Consider the following 16,059-nt stretch of genomic DNA (forward strand, 5'->3'; position numbering starts at 1 on the left):
TGGAGATCGGGCATTACGATCGGAGGCGGTGACCGCGCTGCCTGTTCGCCCGTGCCCGTGCATGCGGGCACGAGGTCATCTATTTATCCGGCCTGATCGAGCGCCGTTGCAGCATCAGGGGACACCAGGCCGAACAGCAACCGGTCCTGCCAGGTGTCGCGGACCAGGATGTGGTCGTGCAGGTAACCCTCCTGGCGCATGCCGATCTTCGTCAGCACCCGGTGGGAGCCGAGGTTGTCCGGGCTGCACGTCGCGGTGACCTTGCGGAGGTCCAGGGTGGCGAAACCGTAGCCGACCAGAGCGTGGGCGGCCTCGGTGGCATATCCACGACCCCAGGCCGGGCGGCCGAACGCGAAGTCCAGGGTCGCCCGGCGGTGCCGGTCACTGACCACCCGCAGCTCGATCGAGCCGGCCACGGCCCCGGTGGCACGGTCGGTCACCGCCAGGCCGTACCGGATCCGGGGTCGCACCGAGGCGGCCGCTACCGACGCCCGTACCTCAGCCGCGGTCTCTGATGGGGTTAAGGGTCCCCATGCCGTGTGCCGGGTCACTTGAGGATCAGCCGCGAACGCGTGGACCTCCGCCTCGTCGTCCAGCCGGAACTCGCGCAGCAGGAGCCGGGCGGTCACGATTTCCATGTCTTCTCCCGAGGACAGCGACGACAGTGAGGACGGCGAGGACGGCCAGGAGCAGGAGCGCCCCGGCCACCGCGATGGTGTGGCGTACGCCGAGAACGGCCGCGAGGAACGTGAAGCCGGTGGTGCCCACGATCTGCGCACCGGCGAGAACGAGCGAGAGCAGCGCCACCGCGGTGGCCTGCCCGCCGGCGGGCGCCCGCTGCTGGATGAAGGTCGTCACCCCGGCCCGCAGGGTGAGGAAGAGAAAACCGACCGGGAGCAGCAGGGCAGCGGTCACGATCGTGCCGGAGGCGACCGCGACGGCCAGGACGAGGACGCCGAGCGCGGCCGCCTCGATCCGCACGGTTCGCACCGAGGAACGCCACCGCCACGTCAGGATCCCGCCGATCAGCGATCCCGCCGACATCGCGCCGAGGAACAGGCCGTAGACGGCGACGTCGGTGGCCCGCTCGTGATGGACCAGGAGCAGCAGCAGGGTGGGCAGGCTGGTGCCGACCAGCGCGGCGGCGGTGGCCGCGACGGTCACGGTGACGACTTCCCGGTCCCGGATCAGGCCGGCCAGCAGCTGCCGTGCGGTGAAGGCTCGCGGGGTCACGGTGCGGCGGGCATCGGGAAGGAGCAGAAGGACAATTGTCGGTACGGCGTAGGAGACCGCGTTGAGGACGAACGCCCCGCCGGTTCCGAGCGTGGTGATGGTGGGCGCCGCGATCAGCGAGCCGGCGATCAGGCCGGTGTCCAGAGCGACGGTGTTGACGATGGTGCCGGGCCGGATCCGCCCGTCGCCTGTCACCCCCGAAATCAGGACCTGCCAGGCGGCGGTGCCGAGTGCGGCGACCAGGTTGAGCAGCACGACCCCGGCCAGGATTCCGGCGTCACCGGGCTTGCCGAGGCCCATGCCGAGGGCGATCATCGCGAGCGCCGGCTGGGTGCCGAGCAGCACCGCGCGGGGCGAGAACCGGTCGGCGAGCCGGCCGCCCACCCCGCCGAGCAGCAGCACCGAGACCGTGGGCAGGACGGCGACCAGCCCGACGAGCCGGTCCCCGCCGGGGATCGCGAGGATGATCAGGGACTGGGCGATCCCCTGCAGGCTGGTGCCGGTCTGGGACAGGGCCCGGCTGGTGAACAGCAGTGGCAGGGCGCGGGCCGTCATCCGGCGAGGAGTTCGGACACCGTCACCGGGGTGAGGTCCTGCTCGGCGAGCGCGGCGAGGATGCGGGGCAGGGCGTCCGCGGTCCGGGGCGCGTTCGGGCCGCCGATGTGGAACAGCACGATCGAGCCGGGCCGCACCGCCGGGACCACGGTGTCGACGATGTGGTCGGCCGAGTCGCAGAAGGCGTCGCCCGATTCCACGTCCCAGTGCACCACGGTGGCCCCGGTATCGAGCACCGCCCGCAGGGCCTCGTCGGTGTGGCAGCCGCCCGGGAATCGGAAGTAGCGGGTGGCCCGGCCGGTCAGCGTTTCCAGCGTCGCGACCGGCCGGACCACCTCGTCGTGCCATTCCTCCGGCGGCGCCAGCCCGAGGGTGTAGCACTGGGGCCGGAAGCCGCGGTGCGTCTCGGAGTGTGTCGCCAGCTCGAAGAGGTCGTGGTCGCCGATGCGCCTCGTCTCGGCGGGATAGGTCGCCATCCACAGGCCGGTGAAGAAGAAGGTCGCCGGCGTACGGGTGGCGACCAGGTGGTCGACGATACGCATGTCGGCGTACGAGTCGACGGTGCCGGCGACCAGCCGGGCCCGCATCGCGGAGGTCAGGTCCGCGTCGAAGGTGAGCGCCACCCGACGCCGTGCCCGGGAACCGTGCGTGACGATCATGCGAGCCGGAACCGGCGCAGATACTCCTGCTTGCGGTCCTCGTGGATGTGCAGGACGAGTTTCACCATCGGGCCGTACCGCTCGTCGAAGGTCATCCCGTCGATCACGAAGCCCATCTTGAGCTGCATGATGATGGCCGGCGAGTTGTGCGGATGATGGTGCGACGTGATCCGCTCATAACCGAGTTCGCGCAGGTAGTCGAGGAACAGCGGGTAGAACCGGGCGGCGCCGCGGATCCGGTGCTCGGGCAGGAACCCGGTGCTGCGCAGATAGAAGGTGGACCGGTCCTCCATCTCACCGCACATCCAGCCCACCACCGCGCCGTCGGCGTCACTGATCAGGAACCGCTCGTGGTGGATGCCCTCGTGGACCTCGCGCAGGCGCCCGGCGGCGGCCCGCCGTTGTTCGGGGACGGCGTACGCCGGCTCGTGGTTGAAGACCCGCCGGTACAGCGCGGCGGTGGCCTCGTTGAACCGGACCGGGTCGTCGCACGCCTCGCCGATCAGCCCGGAGCTCTCGTTCTTGACCGGGAAGTGCCGGTCCCGGATCTCGGCGATGAAGGCCGCCGTCGTCATACCCTCCCCATTTCCGTCGTGCGTCGACCGGCGATCAGCCGGTCCACCGACGTGTCCACACAGAAGTGCTGCTCGGCCAGGGCCCGCATGACCCCGGGTGGCGTGGCCAGCGCCTGTTTCACATCGGCCATGACCAGCCCCGGATCCCGGTTGTGGCCGTACCCGGTGAGGTTGCGTTCCATCAGTTCCGGCAGGTTCGTCTCGGTGACCGGACCGGCGTAGCCGTACCCGGCGCACAACACCGGCAACCCGCTCGCCATCGCCTCCATCACGCCACGGCCGAGCGAGACGACCACGTCGGCGTCCCGCAGCAGGCGCGGCACCGACCGGTTCGGCACGTGGTTCATCAGCAGGATCTCGTCGCCGAAGCGTCGCTCCAGCTCCCAGAACCCGGGCCCGTCGCCGACCACCCGGACGTCGGTCGCCAAACGGTCCAGGTTCTCGATCAACGCGGTGAGCACCCGTTCGCGCCCGGAATCCAGCCGGCAGTACATCAGCACCCGGGGCCGGTCCGGGACGCCTCCGAACCGGTCGGCCGGCTGGAAACGGGTCAGGTCCACGCCTTGCGGAACCAGCACGCACTTGCTGGACGGCACGCGTTTGCGTTGCGTACGAACCGCGTTCTCGGTCATGCAGACGAAGTGGCTGCACCGGTCCGTGAGATAGGCGCTGACCACGGTCTTCGGATCATGGATGATCTTCAGCGCCGGAATCGCCGGACCGAACGCCGCAACCATCTCGTCGGGCGCCTCGTCGACGAGCAGCAGGTCGACGCCGCCCGCCGGTCCAGCGCCGACGGTCACACCGGGAAGACGCTGCAGGGTTGTCAGTACGGGTAGCCGATCCGCGCCGCGGGCCGTCACCTGAACCGAGTGGCCACGGCGGGAGAAAGCGGTGATCAGATCCAGGATGTACGTCTGCTGGCCGTACGTGTGAAACCGGCCGTCCATCGCATGCTTGCCGTCGTAGAGAGAGTTGTCCGAACCATCGAGGAGATAGGCGATACGCATCGCCGAGGATCATATTGATACCGACATCTCAGCGCTACACCTGATGTACCGGGACAAAGCAGCCAACCGGGGCGAGACGTCGGTAGGGTGCGATCAGTGGGCATCACGCTGTCGGGGCGAGAGCTGTGCGCAGGTCGTGCAGCAGGGCGCGCGCGGCTGGAGAACGGCGTGCGACTGGTGTGACCTCTGTGGCGACCCGATGCAGCAGCCTGACACTGCGGACCGAACTGACGGTCGGAAGACGCGTGATGGCGGAGCGTGCGGCGGTGATCGAGTGGTCGAGGTCGTCGGTGGTGCTTGTCGGCTGGTTCTGTCGCAGGGCGGCGAGGTGAGCGAGACTGAGCCATGCGCCGTGTCGCAATGCTGAGCGTTGCGGTGTGGCGTCGTGCGGCGTGTAGGCGCGTGCGTGGAGCAGGTGGGCTGCCTGGCGTAGGAGTCTGGTTTGTTGCCGGGGCAGGTGTTCGGCGAGTACGACCAGACCCCGTCCGGTGATCGCGTCGAGTTCGACGTGATCGATGTATCCGGCCCACGACGGCCCGGGTTCGGCGGTGGGTTCGTTGCGGATGGTGGCGGCTTGGTCGTGCATGTGGTTGAAGCCGGTGAGGTCGCCGGCTGCGGCGTAGGCGAGAGTGTTGCGGGTCGCGATCAGTGAGCGCACGGCACCCGGGGCGTGGCGGGCGGCGTGTTGGGCCGCGTTGGCAAGTTGCAGCGCGTCCAGGGGGTGGCCGCGGTCGGCGGCCTGGTTGGACATCAGGGCCAGGATGCTGGCGGCCAGTGCCCGGTCGCCGGCGGCGTGAGCGGCGCGGAGAGCGAGTAGATACCAGCGTTGGGCGTGTCCGTCCTCGGCGGCGTCGAACGCCATGAAGCCGTTGGTCTGGGCGAGCTGTGCCAGGGCGGCAGCGAGTCGGCGGCCGGTTGCGGCGTCGTAGGAGGCTCGCTTCATGAGCCGGGCGAGGGAGCTGTACTGGTCGGCCACGAAGGCGCGGGCGGCGCCGCCTTGCTGGTCGTCGAGCTGTTGTGCGTGCGTGACGATGCCGTTGATCATGGTCAGCAGGGGTGGAGTGACACGTCCGGCGGCGTCGGCGGCTGATGCGAGGGTGGGGGCCGGGTGGTCGAGGCAGGCCCAGGCCGGTCCGGTGATCGCGGCACCGGTCACCGCGAGGACGATGCGGCGAGTGGGCACAGGTTCCCCCAGGAGACTGAGTAGACCGGCTGAGTCCCAGGGTAGGCCGCATCCGTGATCGGCGCGTAGCGGTGCGGGGCCACGGGTCCGGGCCCGGTTCCACACCTGCTCGTAGGTGAGTTCGGTGCCCTGGGTTCCGGCCAGTATCTGAACCACCAGGTCGGGGACCTCGCCGTGAGGCACTTCGCCGCGGATCCAGCGGTACGGGGTCTTGTCGTGGATGCGCCGGTCCGAGCCGTTGCTCGCCAGCACCGTGTTGAGCCGCCGGGCCAGGGTTTCGGGTCGCCATCCTGCTCGGTGGAGCAGCTCGCTGAGGCGACCGTTCGCCGGTGGTGGACTCTCCTCGGCCACAAGCTGTCCCTCTCCGGTCGACCGTTCTGATTCGGCATGTCCAGAGCGGACGGTAGCGCTTCCTGCGCTGTCCCGTGGCGATCCGCACCAACCGCACCACCAGCTGATCGGTACGCACCAAGAACACCGAACTCGACGCCGCTCCAGGGTGTCCTGCTGGGCCAGGCTCAAGGAGGAAGCACAGGAATGGGCCTGATAGGGGAGGTGCGATGACGGGAACCACGTATTACGCGGGTACGGCAGGGGAGCTGTTGAGGGATGCTCAGGCGGTCCTTGACGAGCATGTGACGTCGAGCGCGACAGGACGGTGCCTGGCCTGTGACTCGTACGGGCCGTGCTGGCGGCGGGAGAACGCGGTGGTGGTCTTCTCTCGCACGCTGCGGTTGCCGGTTCGGTGTCCAGGTGCGACGTGTCCCGAGTTGGTCGGTGCGGTCCGTGTCGGTGTTCGCGGCCTTCTGGCAGGTCAGTGATGACTATTCAGGATGCGGTGGGCCCGGCTCTTGTGATGGGTATCGAGCTGGACGAGGTCGACCCGCAGGCTGACGACGCCTGTGAGGCCGCTGCCTTGTGGGAGAACGTGATGCTCGGCGCGGAGTCGCGGCGGGAGTGGGTGCGAGCTGATCGGGCTCGGCTGTTCTGGGCGTGGTGTCTGCACCGTCAAGGCCGCTGCGACGACGCGGTCATGGCGCTGCTCGCGATCGGTGACAGCGGCCGGGCGGGGGCTGTCACGGCGCAGATCCTGTGTCTGCGGCTGATGGGCTGGTGTTCGCGCCATGACGAGGCGGCGGCGGTGTGGATCAGGTTGGACACCGGCACGACGCCGTTGATGCGGTGGTCGGCACTGAACGACCTGCTGCACCCGGCCAATAGGGCACTGAACGATTTTGCCGGGCGTACACACGGCAAGGTCTGCGTCTTTGACCCTGACCATCTGGTGTCCGCGCCCAGGACCGGCTCGGAGCGTGAATTTCGGACCGGCTGGGCGTCTTCTCGGGATCCGGGCCGAGCATCCCCGCCATGATCAATGTGCGTGACTTCGGATCCCATCCCGTGGGGGCCGCGGGCCACGCAACATTTGCTCGCTACCGTCGCGGCCATGATCAATGCGACATCCGTCGGTGACCGATGACCTGGCAGACCGGGCTCACCGGCTTCCTCGCCGGTCTGTTGATCTCCGTCGTCACCTCGCCCGTCCGGGTCTCCGGGGCCGTGTTCCTGCTCCCGGTCCAGCTCAGCATCCTGCACGTCCCGAACCCGGCCGTCACCCCCACCAACATGCTCTACAACATCGTCGCCGGACCCGGCGCCCTGGCCCGCTACCGCCGCAACGGCCAGCTCACCAGCCCACTCGCCCGCCTTCTGATCGTCGGCACCGTCCCCGGCGTCATCCTCGGCGCGATCATCCGGGTCTTCGCCATCCCCGGCCCGCACGTGTTCCGCCTCGTAGCGGCCGCCGTACTGCTCCCGCTCGGCCTCTGGCTTCTCCGACGTGCTCTACGCCCTGGGATCGCCGACCGGCCGCCACTGGCACGGCGCACCATCCTGGGCCTCAGCGTCATCACCGGCGCCGTCGGCGGCATCTACGGCATCGGCGGCGGATCCATCCTCGGCCCCATCCTCGCCGGACGCGGCACACCGATGACCCAGATCGCGCCCGCAGCCCTCGCCGCCACCTTCGTGACCTCTCTGGCCGGAGCCGGCACCTACGGCATTCTGGCCCTGACCACCACCGGCGACATCGCCCCGCACTGGACCCTCGGACTGCTCTGCGGAGCCGGCGGACTCGTCGGCGGCTACCTCGGCGCACGGCTCCAGCCCCACCTGCCCGAACGAGCGCTGCGACTGCTCCTCGGAGCCCTCGCTACCACCCTCGCGGCGGTCTACCTGTTCCAAGGTCTCCAACCCCAGCATTGACAGCAGGACCTCGCTACAGCGTGGGCCCCGATGGCACGCTCAGGGAAACGGCCGGTAACCCCCGATCAGAGTCAGGCACGATTCCGGAATGCGCGCCGCTGATCGGTTCACCTCACCGATCACCCGCCGCTGGGAGCAACAGCTGCGTGGCCTGGCCCCTGCCGCCTGACCTGCCGGAAATCAGATGCGTTCTCCGGCGGTCAGCCGATCGCCGGGGCGGCGGTCAAGGGCGCTCGAAACAGGCCGAATGAATGATTACCGCGAAGCCCTGGCCACTTGTCGATTCCAGATCCAGCGCGAACCCGTCCGAAGTCTTGGCTGCCAGGACCCCGGCGTCCCGGCCGGTCTCCCGATCGTCGGTGATGGTGTAGCCCTTGGTTTGCAATCGGCCCGGACCTTGGCCAGCGTGTTCAGACGGGTCGCGCCCTGGGCCGGGACGCTGAAGATCGAGTCGGAGTACTCCCCGAGCCGGCCCCGGCAGCCGCTCGCGTACACCGACGGGTTCTTCAGCTCTGTTCCCACCGTGGACGCGATCGCCTCGGCGTGCCCTTGTATGAGGCCGTTCATGCGTCCTGGCGGATGACCGGCCCCGGCACGATGTAGGTCGAAGGCCCGCCGGTCAGACGACGGTGGGGCGGTCGTTGCGGTCGACCTCTTCGGAGTTCTGTACGAAGGTCTGCTGGGAGACCGCCTCCAGGACCGCTGTCTCGTGGAACTGGCGCAGGCTTGTCGAACCGCAGCTGATCATCGTGGAGCGGAGCTTGGTCAGGGTCACCTTGACGCTGTCGGCGAGGGCTCCGGAGTAGTTGACGTAGCCGTCGACGCCCTCCTCGAAGACCATGTCGCCCTGGCCGTAGCGGGCGGCGTTGCGTGCGCGGGCGCTGCCCTCTCCCCAGTACTCCTTGAGGATCTGGCCGCCGGCTCCGCGGACCTTCGGGGACGGGCTCTCGTCGAACCGGGCGAAGTAGCGGCCGAGCATCAGGAAGTCCGCGCCGAACGCGAGGGCGACGGCCATGTGTGAGTCGTGGATGATGCCGCCGTCGGAACACACCGGAACGTACATGTCGGTCTTCTCCGCGTAGGCGTCGCGGGCCGGGACGATCTCGGCGAGAGCCGTGGCCTGGCCGCGGCCGATGCCTTTCTGGTCGCGGGTGATGCAGATGGATCCGCCGCCGATGCCGACCTTGACGAAGTCGGCGCCGGCGTCGGCGAGGTAGCGGAAGCCGCGGGCGTCGACGACGTTGCCGGCGCCGATACGGACGGTGTCGCCGTACCGTTCGCGGACGAAGGTGACGGCGCGTTGCTGCCATACCGAGAAGCCGTCGGAGGAGTCCAGGCAGAGCACGTCGGCGCCGGCTTCGACCAGTGCGGGGATGCGGTCCTGGTAGTCGCGGGTGTTGATGCCGGCGCCGACCCGGAACCGTTTGTCGTCGTCGACCGATTCGGTGCGGAACTGTTCGTGCAGTTCGTAGTCGCGGCGTTGGACCAGGGCGGTCAGCTGCCCGGTGGTGTCCAGGACGGGCAGCACGTCCTGGCGGGAGTCCCAGAGCAGGGAGTTGGCCTGTTCCAGCGACGTGCCCCGCGGTGCGGTGACGAGGTCGGCGAGCGGCAGCATCCGCGACTGGACGCTGTCGTTCGGCTGGTGGCGGTGGAAGTTGTAGTCGCGGCTGGTGATCAGGCCGAGGAAACGCCCGGACGGGGTGCCGTCGTCGGTGACCACGATGACGTCCTGGCGGCTCTCGTTGATCAGCAGATCGGCCTCGTGCAGCGTCGCCGACGGTTTGATGTTGACGTCGTTGTGCCGGAAACCGGCCTTGTGGCGCTTGACGGTCGCCACCATGGCGGCCTGCTCGTCGATCGGCTGGTTCTGGTGCAGGAAGGACAGGCCGCCGACCTGGGCGAGCGCGATCGCCAGCCGGGGTGAGGACACCGCGCCCATGATCGCGCTGACCATCGGGGTGGCGATCCGGATCGGGGACTGCTGCCCGACCGGGTGGCGGACCAGGGGAGCGGACAGGTCGACCTGGTCCGGTGTGCAGGTTTCGTCGGTGAGATTCGGCAGGAGAAGGTACTCACCGAAGGTGCGGGAGGTCTCGGGCAGGATCCGCACTGCTGCACTCCTAGACGGTAGATATGCCGGTGGCCGGTGGTGGCCGACGTGGTGATCGGGCGACATTACCAGCCACCACCGACCGGGCAGGAATCCCGCATATCGCCCGGCGTGGTCACGGGATGAGGACGAGTTTGCCGTCGACTTCGCGGTTCTCGAGGCGGCGGTGGGCCTCGGCGGCCCGGTCGAGCGGCAGGGTGGTGACCTCGGGTTTGAGGGCGCCGGCCCGGAGTTGCTCGACCAGCGCGGTCATGTCGGCGCGGAAACCGGCGGTGTCCCGGTCGACGGCGCGTTCCACGACGTGCATCGCCACCCGGGCGCCGGGCGAGAGCTTTGCCCGTACGAGGGCGCCGATGGTGCGCGTCAACGCTCCGGCCTTGGAGTATCCGGCGCCGACGGCGAAACTGAAGCCGTACGACACGACCACGCCCGACCGTTGCGTGGCGCGTCGCGAACGTGCCAGCGACGGCCCGCCGATCGGGTCGAAGGTGGCCGCGACGAGCACCGGCACGGCTGCCGCGTCCGGCACCCAGGTGGCGCCGTTGGCCTCGACCCGGGCTCGCCGGGCTCGGCTGGAGGTGCCGTAGACCTCGGCCCCTGCCGCGCGGGCGATCTGGCACAGCGCGGATCCGACACCACCGGCCGCGCCGATCACCAGCACCGCCTGCCCCGGAGCCGGTTTGGCGGTGCGATGGAACATCTGCCAGGCGGTGAGGTAGTTGAGGACGAGCGCGTCGAGTTCCTCGGCGGGATGGTCATCGGGCAGCGGAGCGGCCCGGTGTGACGCCGCCAGGACGTAGGTCGCGTATCCGCCGGTGCCGACGAGTGCCCCGACCCGCTGGCCGACGGTGACGTCCTCGACACCGGACCCCACCTTCTCGATGTGGCCGACGACGTCGAAGCCCAGCACGTCCGGCAGGGTTCCGGGGTTGAGCCCTTCACGGGTGGAGATGTCGTTGAAGGCCACTCCCGCGGCTTCGACTTTGATGAGGATCTGACCCGGGCCGGGCTCGGGAACCGTCATGGGCTCCACCCGGAGCACTTCCGGGCCCCCGGGTGCGGTCAGCCGTACGTGTCTTGAGCGTGCGTCACTCTTCATGCCTGAAAATATACATGAGTTTTTCAAGCATTACGGGCCCTCCAGTGCCTTGGCCAGCAGGGTCTGCAGCAGCCGTCGTTCGTTGTCGGAGTGGTCCGCGAAAGGCGAGCGCCTGGCCACGGTGACGAGCAGGCGCTGGCGGATCTGCCGGCCCTCGGCGGTCAGCACCAGTGTCCGCACGCGTCCGTCGCGGGGATGCGGGCGCCGCTCGGCGAGTCCGCGCTCCTCCAGTTGGGCGCTGAGCTGGGTGATGTTGGAGGGGTCGCAGTGCAGCAGGGTGGCGAGTTTCCGTAACGACTGTGGTTCGCCCTCGGGATCCAGCACCCACAGCAGGTTCGCCGTCGGCCCGGTGAGGTCCAGCCGCTCCAGGCCCTCCTGCATCCTGCCGGTGATCTGACCGGCGATGGCCGTCACCTGAGACAGCAGCGACGCCGCGATTTCATCGTCCGTCATGAACCCAGATTACCTGGGTAATTCATGTAGTTCCTCCAGGATTTGCGCCTACAGACGAGGAGGAGGGGAGCAGGCGGGGAGATCAGCGTGTTCCCGGCGGCGGCCGCCACGACCGTAAGACGATCGCGCATCCGCTGGCGGGCGAGATCGTGGTCGATGGTGACGTCCTGACCGTCCCGGGGTCTGACATCCGGGTCATCGCCTTCACCGCGGCCGCGGGGGATGCGGGCATGCACTCAGCTCCTGCGACGAGCCGGGCTGGTCAGGACTCCAGGTAACGGACTGCTGCCGCGCACAGGCGGTTCAGGAAGTGGTCCCAGGGCTGTCGGGTGTGGGACGGGAACGGTTGTTGGTGGCGCATCCGGCCGACGAGGGCGTTGAAGACGAGTTCGATGGTGAATTCGATCTGCTCCCGGCTGGTTCCGGGGGGTAGGACCGGGTCGATGACGGCCTGGAACTGGTTGCTGAGGGTGTCCATCGCTTCGGCGCTGACGCCGGGGTCGTCGCCGAAATCCAGTCGGCCCAGCGCCGGTCCGTAGACCCGGCAGATGCCGGCGAGGGCTTCGGTCGCCGCGTGGACCGCCTCGGCGAGGCTTGTGGGCGGGGTGGCGCGGGCCTGTTCGAAAGCGGCGTCCTGGGCGGTGGCGACCTCCTGCAGCAGGCGTTGCCGGACGTAGTCGGTGAGCGCCTCCCTGGTGGGGAAGCGCAGGTAGAACGTGCTGCGGCTGACCTTGGACCGGCGTTCGACCTCGCCGACGGTGACCGCGTCCCACCCGCCCTCGACGAGCAGTTCGAAGGCGACCGCGTAGATGCGTTCCAGTTTCTCCCGGCTGCGGTCCTGCTGCGGTGTGCGGATGGTGTTGCCGGCCATTTCGGTGCTCCCGGGGTGGATTGGACTGGGCCTTGACGAACTGTACTGGACCCGTACGATCCAGTTTCTCTCCTGAAGGAAGGCGAGGTCAAGCCACCATGACCGTCGTAGATCTTCATGCCCACCATCTCCCGGCCCGGCTCGGTGACCGGTTCACCGAGCTGTCCGGTGCCCGTTTCCCACTGCGGCACTCCGACGACCAGTCCCGCCGGATCGCCGACCTCGACACGGCCGGTGTCGACGTGCAGGTCCTCGGTCTCGGAGCGGTGCAGCCGTACTGGCCGGACCGTGCCGCCGCGGTCGCCGGGGCGGGATTCGCCAACGATCTGTACGCCGAGACGGCCGCTGCCAGTGCCGGCCGGTTGCGGGCGTTCGGCGCCGTCCCTCTGCCTCACCCGGACGAGGCCGCCGCCGAGGCGGTGCGCTGCCTGGACGAACTCGGCTTCGACGGGATCGGCCTGGGCTGCTCCGCGGCCGGGCTGCCCCTGGACGATCCGCGGTTCGACCCGCTCTGGGCAGAACTGGACGCCCGCGGCGCGATCGCGTATCTGCACCCGGGCGTGGCCAACACCGGCCTGGTCGGCGTCGAGGAGTACCCGTTCCTGCTGGGCCCGGTCTTCGGCTCCCCGGCCGAGCAGGCCGTCGCCGTGGCGCGGCTGGCACTCAAAGGCACCCTCGCCCGGTTCCCGAACGTGCGCTGGGTCGTCTGCGGCATGGGCGGATCGCTGCTGGTGTCCCGGTCCAAACTGGCCGACAGCCTGGAGCGGGGCCGGCGGCACGCCGAGTCGCACGACCCGGACACGATTCTGGCGTTGCTGCGTGACCGGGTCTGGTACGACACCTCGGCCATCGACGCGGTCCTCACGCTCGCCGCACGGCAGGCCGGTGTCGTCGACCGCCTCGTCCTCGGCTCCGACGCCCCGTGGGGCAGCGCCACCCGCACCCTCGCCGCGATGCGCGACCACCTGTCGCCCGCCGAGGTGGCCGGCGTTCTGGCGCGCGGTGCTCAGGTCATGGCGTCCAGCGCCATGGGCGGATGAACGCCGTGGTGCCACCGCCCCGCATTCCGCGGACCTTTCTGGTGACGTACGCGCTGGCCAGTTTCGGTCTGTGGATGGCGATGCTGCCACCGATGATCGTCTCGCTGCCCTTGAAGATCTCGGCCGTCGACCCGGACGCGCAGAGTCAGGGCTCCAGCCTGTCGATCGTGCTCGGTGTCGGCGCGGTGTTCGGGATCCTCGCCAACCCGATCGTCGGGCGGATCTCCGACCGGACGACCTGGCGGGCCGGGATGCGCCGGCCGTGGCTGCTCATCGGCGCGCTGCTCTCGGCCGCCGGGGCGGTGATCATCGCGGTGTCGGACAGCCTGGCGGGGGTGACGGCCGGCTGGTCACTCAACCAGATCGGCCTCAACGCCACCATGTCGGTGCTGCTGACCCTGATTCCCGACCAGGTCGCCCCGGAACGCCGCGGCGTGATGTCCGGGGTCACCGGCCTCACCCAGGCGCTCGCCGCGATGGCCGGAGTCGGCCTGGTCGCCGGGCTGTCGCAGGTGTCGCTGGCGGCTGCCCTGGTGGTGCCGTGTGTGGTGGCGCTGGTGCTGGTCACCGTCGCCGCTGGCGTCCTGCGGGACCGGCGCCTGGACCGGGCCGACCGGCCACCGTTCGACCCGGCCGCGTTCGCGCGCAGCTTCTGGGTGAGCCCACGCCGGTTCCCCGACTTCGGGTGGGCGTGGATCAGCCGGTTCGCGATCTTCATGGCGATCTCGCTGGTGCTCAACTACCAGGTGTTCTACCTGACCTCCCATCTGGGCCTGACCGAGGCCGACGCCACCGCCCTGATACCGGCGGCCACCGCCGTGCAGACCGTGATGGTGGTGATCGCCAGCATCACGCTCGGGCCGATGTCCGACCGGGTACGCCGCCGCAAGGTGTTCGTGATCGTGGCCGCGCTGATCGCCACCGGCGGCCTGACGATCCTGGCACTGGCGCCGCCGTCCGCGTCGTCGACCGGGCTGTTCCTGGTCGCGATGGCGCTGGTCGGCCTCGGCCAGGGCGCCTACTTCGCCGTCGACACGGCACTGGTGCTCGACGTGCTGCCGGACAAGGACCGGGACGCGGGCAAGGACCTCGGGGTGATCGGGATGGCGAACCTGATCCCGCAGTCCGTGGCACCCGCCGTCGCACCGGCGTTCCTGACCGTTCCGGTGCTGTCGGCGACCGGGCTGGCCGGGCAGAACTACACCGCCCTGTACCTGGCCGGTGTGCTCTTCGCGATCGTCGCCGCGGCCACGATCCTGCCGATCCGTGGCGTCCGCTGACCTTCTCCACCCGTACGAAAGAAGGATCCTGATGCATTTCTCGCTCTTCCTCGGCCAGAGCGTCGGCGGATGGCAGGACGACACCGCCGCCATCGACCTCGGCATCGAGCAGGCCCACTACGCCGACGCCCACGGTTTCACCGCGGTCTACTCCGGCGAACAGCACTTCAACAACTACGAGCCGTACGGCGACGGCCTCGGCATGTCCGCCTACTTCGCCGGGCAACTGCGCAACGCGTACGTCGGCCTGAGTGTCGTGCCGTTGGTCCTGCACCACCCGTTGCTGTTCGTGCAACGGGTCAACCTGCTCGACCAGCTCACCAAAGGCCGCAGCATCGTCGGGATCTCCGCCGGCCGGCCGTTCGAGGGCGCCACCTTCCACGTCGCGACACTGAACCCGGCGGAGCGGGCCGCCCTGTTCGACGCCAAGCTCGACGTGGTGGAACGTGCCTGGGCACACCGGCCCGGTGAGATCCTCACGTTCGACACCGGCCGGGAATCCGGCTCGATGGGCGAACGCGGGCAGCGGATCATGCCGTACTCCTACCGGGCGGGCCGTCCGCTGTTCGCGATCGGTACCAACACCGCGGACAAGATCGCCGAGGCGGGCCGCCGTGGCCGCCTGGTGCACCTGGGACCGTTCCACCTGGAGACGGCCGCGCAGTTGGCCGGCGTCTACCGCGCCGCGCTCGCCGAGAGCGGCACCCCGATCGACCACGCGATGTCCTGGCTGCTGCACACGAAGATCGTCATGGTCGCCGACACCGACACGCAGGCGTGGGACCACCTCGAAGCGGCGCTCGGCGGCGCCCTGACCCTGCCGCCGTGGATCCGGCCGACCGCCGAGGAACAGGGCCTGCCACTGCGCGAGGTGTGGCGGCTGCCGGCCGGGCCGCTCGCCCCGGCGATGGGACGCCCGGAGAGCCTGTCGGCGTACCTGCACCGGATGTTCGTCGTCGGCAGCCCGGAAACCGTCGCGGAGCAGGTCGGCGCCTACGGTGACGCCGGTCTGCCGCACATGCACCTGCGGTTCGCGTTCGGTTCGACCGCCGACCCGGACATCTACCGGCGCTCCCTGGAACTGTTCGCCACCGAGGTGATGCCCAAGGCCGGCGCGTCGCTGATCCCCGGACCCACCGCCGCCCAGATCCGCCCGGAGTACCAGCGGTGACCGGCCGTCCGCTCATCGTCGGGATCGGCGGCACCACCCGGCCCGGATCCAGCAGCGACCTCGCCGTCGCCGCCGCGCTGCGCACGGCCGGTCAGCAGGGCGCCGGCACCGTGCACTTCGGTGGCATGTTCCTGGCCGGCCTGCCGCACTTCGCCCCCGAGGACCCGGCCAGGACACCCGAACAGCGGGAACTGGTCGACACGGTCCGCCGCGCCGACGGGCTGATCATCGCCAGCCCCGGCTACCACGGCGGGATCTCCGCACTGGTCAAGAACGCCCTCGACCTGCTCGAGGACCTACGCGACGACACCGTTCCCTACCTGCAGACCGGGCCGTCGGGTGCATCGTCACCGCAGCCGGCTGGCAGGCCTGCGGCACCACCCTGACCGCGATGCGCTCCGTGGTCCACGCCCTGCGCGGCTGGCCCACCCCACTCGGCGTCGCGATCAACACCAGCGCGAAAGGCACCGACATCAGCGACCGCCTGTCCGAACTGACCGGCCAGGTGCTCGCGTTCGCCACCCATCACCGCGCCCCGATCTGACCCGGGAGTTC

16 protein-coding genes and 1 pseudogene are annotated in these 16,059 nt (G+C 69.6%); 6 read left to right on the top strand and 11 right to left on the bottom strand.

Annotated features, from left to right (window positions below; all coding sequences use genetic code 11):
• Nucleotides 1-83: 83 nt before the first annotated feature.
• The 6 genes from Aco03nite_RS42745 to Aco03nite_RS42770 all read right to left on the bottom strand — a co-directional run bounded on the left by Aco03nite_RS42745 (nt 84) and on the right by Aco03nite_RS42770 (nt 5,566).
• Nucleotides 84-638: a GNAT family N-acetyltransferase gene (locus Aco03nite_RS42745; RefSeq protein WP_203807006.1), complete on the bottom strand. Its 555-nt coding sequence runs from the start codon at nt 636-638 to the stop codon at nt 84-86.
• Entirely contained in the window at nt 559-1,788 is a 1,230-nt protein-coding gene (locus Aco03nite_RS42750) for an MFS transporter (protein ID WP_203807008.1), read from the bottom strand. Before Aco03nite_RS42750 ends, Aco03nite_RS42745 begins: the two co-directional genes overlap by 80 nt.
• Nucleotides 1,785-2,447, bottom strand: coding sequence for a polysaccharide deacetylase family protein (locus Aco03nite_RS42755; protein ID WP_203807010.1), 663 nt, complete (start codon nt 2,445-2,447; stop codon nt 1,785-1,787). The genes Aco03nite_RS42750 and Aco03nite_RS42755 overlap by 4 nt, the downstream gene beginning before the upstream one ends.
• Nucleotides 2,444-3,022, bottom strand: a complete 579-nt coding sequence (locus Aco03nite_RS42760; protein ID WP_203807012.1) for a GNAT family N-acetyltransferase — start codon at nt 3,020-3,022, stop codon at nt 2,444-2,446. The genes Aco03nite_RS42755 and Aco03nite_RS42760 overlap by 4 nt, the downstream gene beginning before the upstream one ends.
• Nucleotides 3,019-4,032: a glycosyltransferase family 4 protein gene (locus tag Aco03nite_RS42765; protein ID WP_203807014.1), complete on the bottom strand. Its 1,014-nt coding sequence runs from the start codon at nt 4,030-4,032 to the stop codon at nt 3,019-3,021. Before Aco03nite_RS42765 ends, Aco03nite_RS42760 begins: the two co-directional genes overlap by 4 nt.
• A gap of 103 nt (nt 4,033-4,135) precedes the next feature.
• The gene (locus tag Aco03nite_RS42770) at nt 4,136-5,566 is read right to left on the bottom strand and encodes an NsdA family TPR-like regulatory protein (protein WP_203807016.1); all 1,431 of its coding nucleotides are present in this window, start codon (nt 5,564-5,566) and stop codon (nt 4,136-4,138) included.
• Nucleotides 5,567-6,035: 469 nt separating this feature from the next.
• On the opposite strand from Aco03nite_RS42770, the gene Aco03nite_RS42775 reads away from it, so the two are divergent.
• Nucleotides 6,036-6,587 carry a hypothetical protein gene (locus Aco03nite_RS42775; RefSeq protein ID WP_203807018.1) on the top strand — a complete coding sequence of 184 codons (552 nt, stop codon included), beginning with the start codon at nt 6,036-6,038 and terminating at the stop codon, nt 6,585-6,587.
• 104 nt (nt 6,588-6,691) lie between these two features.
• Nucleotides 6,692-7,480, top strand: a complete 789-nt coding sequence (locus tag Aco03nite_RS42780; protein WP_203807020.1) for a sulfite exporter TauE/SafE family protein — start codon at nt 6,692-6,694, stop codon at nt 7,478-7,480.
• Between the two features lie 223 nt (nt 7,481-7,703).
• Here Aco03nite_RS42780 and Aco03nite_RS42785 read toward each other — a convergent pair whose 3' ends face one another.
• The 5 genes from Aco03nite_RS42785 to Aco03nite_RS42805 all read right to left on the bottom strand — a co-directional run bounded on the left by Aco03nite_RS42785 (nt 7,704) and on the right by Aco03nite_RS42805 (nt 12,013).
• On the bottom strand, nt 7,704-7,865 hold the full coding sequence (locus Aco03nite_RS42785) for a hypothetical protein (RefSeq protein WP_203807022.1): 162 nt from the start codon (nt 7,863-7,865) through the stop codon (nt 7,704-7,706).
• Nucleotides 7,866-8,099: 234 nt separating this feature from the next.
• The gene (locus tag Aco03nite_RS42790; RefSeq protein ID WP_203807024.1) at nt 8,100-9,590 is read right to left on the bottom strand and encodes an IMP dehydrogenase; all 1,491 of its coding nucleotides are present in this window, start codon (nt 9,588-9,590) and stop codon (nt 8,100-8,102) included.
• A 115-nt stretch (nt 9,591-9,705) separates the two neighbouring features.
• Nucleotides 9,706-10,614 (bottom strand): alcohol dehydrogenase catalytic domain-containing protein, encoded by a 909-nt coding sequence (locus Aco03nite_RS42795; protein WP_203807025.1) that lies wholly within the window; start codon nt 10,612-10,614, stop codon nt 9,706-9,708.
• Nucleotides 10,615-10,719: 105 nt separating this feature from the next.
• Nucleotides 10,720-11,142, bottom strand: a complete 423-nt coding sequence (locus Aco03nite_RS42800) for a MarR family winged helix-turn-helix transcriptional regulator (RefSeq protein ID WP_203807027.1) — start codon at nt 11,140-11,142, stop codon at nt 10,720-10,722.
• Nucleotides 11,143-11,404: 262 nt separating this feature from the next.
• Nucleotides 11,405-12,013 (bottom strand): TetR/AcrR family transcriptional regulator, encoded by a 609-nt coding sequence (locus tag Aco03nite_RS42805; protein WP_203807029.1) that lies wholly within the window; start codon nt 12,011-12,013, stop codon nt 11,405-11,407.
• A 98-nt stretch (nt 12,014-12,111) separates the two neighbouring features.
• On the opposite strand from Aco03nite_RS42805, the gene Aco03nite_RS42810 reads away from it, so the two are divergent.
• The 4 genes and pseudogenes from Aco03nite_RS42810 (at nt 12,112) to Aco03nite_RS42825 (ending at nt 16,048) form a co-directional block, all read left to right on the top strand.
• Nucleotides 12,112-13,053 (top strand): amidohydrolase family protein, encoded by a 942-nt coding sequence (locus Aco03nite_RS42810; protein ID WP_203807031.1) that lies wholly within the window; start codon nt 12,112-12,114, stop codon nt 13,051-13,053.
• A complete protein-coding gene (locus Aco03nite_RS42815; RefSeq protein ID WP_203807033.1) occupies nt 13,050-14,333 on the top strand; it encodes an MFS transporter in 1,284 nt (427 codons plus the stop codon). Before Aco03nite_RS42810 ends, Aco03nite_RS42815 begins: the two co-directional genes overlap by 4 nt.
• A 31-nt stretch (nt 14,334-14,364) precedes the next feature.
• Nucleotides 14,365-15,504: an LLM class flavin-dependent oxidoreductase gene (locus tag Aco03nite_RS42820; RefSeq protein ID WP_203807035.1), complete on the top strand. Its 1,140-nt coding sequence runs from the start codon at nt 14,365-14,367 to the stop codon at nt 15,502-15,504.
• Nucleotides 15,501-16,048, top strand: a pseudogene (locus Aco03nite_RS42825) (NADPH-dependent FMN reductase). Before Aco03nite_RS42820 ends, Aco03nite_RS42825 begins: the two are co-directional and overlap by 4 nt.
• The last annotated feature ends 11 nt before the right edge of the window (nt 16,049-16,059 follow it).

Origin of the sequence: Actinoplanes couchii (assembly GCF_016862075.1) — a bacterium.
Classification (GTDB): Bacteria; Actinomycetota; Actinomycetes; order Mycobacteriales; family Micromonosporaceae; genus Actinoplanes; species Actinoplanes couchii.

Coding starts and splice junctions, on each gene's coding strand:
- Aco03nite_RS42745 (WP_203807006.1), bottom strand. CDS start 638: ATGGAAATCGTGACCGCCCGGCTCCTGCTGCGCGAGTTCCGGCTGGAC.
- Aco03nite_RS42750 (WP_203807008.1), bottom strand. CDS start 1,788: ATGACGGCCCGCGCCCTGCCACTGCTGTTCACCAGCCGGGCCCTGTCC.
- Aco03nite_RS42755 (WP_203807010.1), bottom strand. CDS start 2,447: ATGATCGTCACGCACGGTTCCCGGGCACGGCGTCGGGTGGCGCTCACC.
- Aco03nite_RS42760 (WP_203807012.1), bottom strand. CDS start 3,022: ATGACGACGGCGGCCTTCATCGCCGAGATCCGGGACCGGCACTTCCCG.
- Aco03nite_RS42765 (WP_203807014.1), bottom strand. CDS start 4,032: ATGCGTATCGCCTATCTCCTCGATGGTTCGGACAACTCTCTCTACGAC.
- Aco03nite_RS42775 (WP_203807018.1), top strand. CDS start 6,036: ATGACTATTCAGGATGCGGTGGGCCCGGCTCTTGTGATGGGTATCGAG.
- Aco03nite_RS42780 (WP_203807020.1), top strand. CDS start 6,692: ATGACCTGGCAGACCGGGCTCACCGGCTTCCTCGCCGGTCTGTTGATC.
- Aco03nite_RS42795 (WP_203807025.1), bottom strand. CDS start 10,614: ATGACGGTTCCCGAGCCCGGCCCGGGTCAGATCCTCATCAAAGTCGAA.
- Aco03nite_RS42800 (WP_203807027.1), bottom strand. CDS start 11,142: ATGACGGACGATGAAATCGCGGCGTCGCTGCTGTCTCAGGTGACGGCC.
- Aco03nite_RS42805 (WP_203807029.1), bottom strand. CDS start 12,013: ATGGCCGGCAACACCATCCGCACACCGCAGCAGGACCGCAGCCGGGAG.
- Aco03nite_RS42810 (WP_203807031.1), top strand. CDS start 12,112: ATGACCGTCGTAGATCTTCATGCCCACCATCTCCCGGCCCGGCTCGGT.
- Aco03nite_RS42815 (WP_203807033.1), top strand. CDS start 13,050: ATGAACGCCGTGGTGCCACCGCCCCGCATTCCGCGGACCTTTCTGGTG.
- Aco03nite_RS42820 (WP_203807035.1), top strand. CDS start 14,365: ATGCATTTCTCGCTCTTCCTCGGCCAGAGCGTCGGCGGATGGCAGGAC.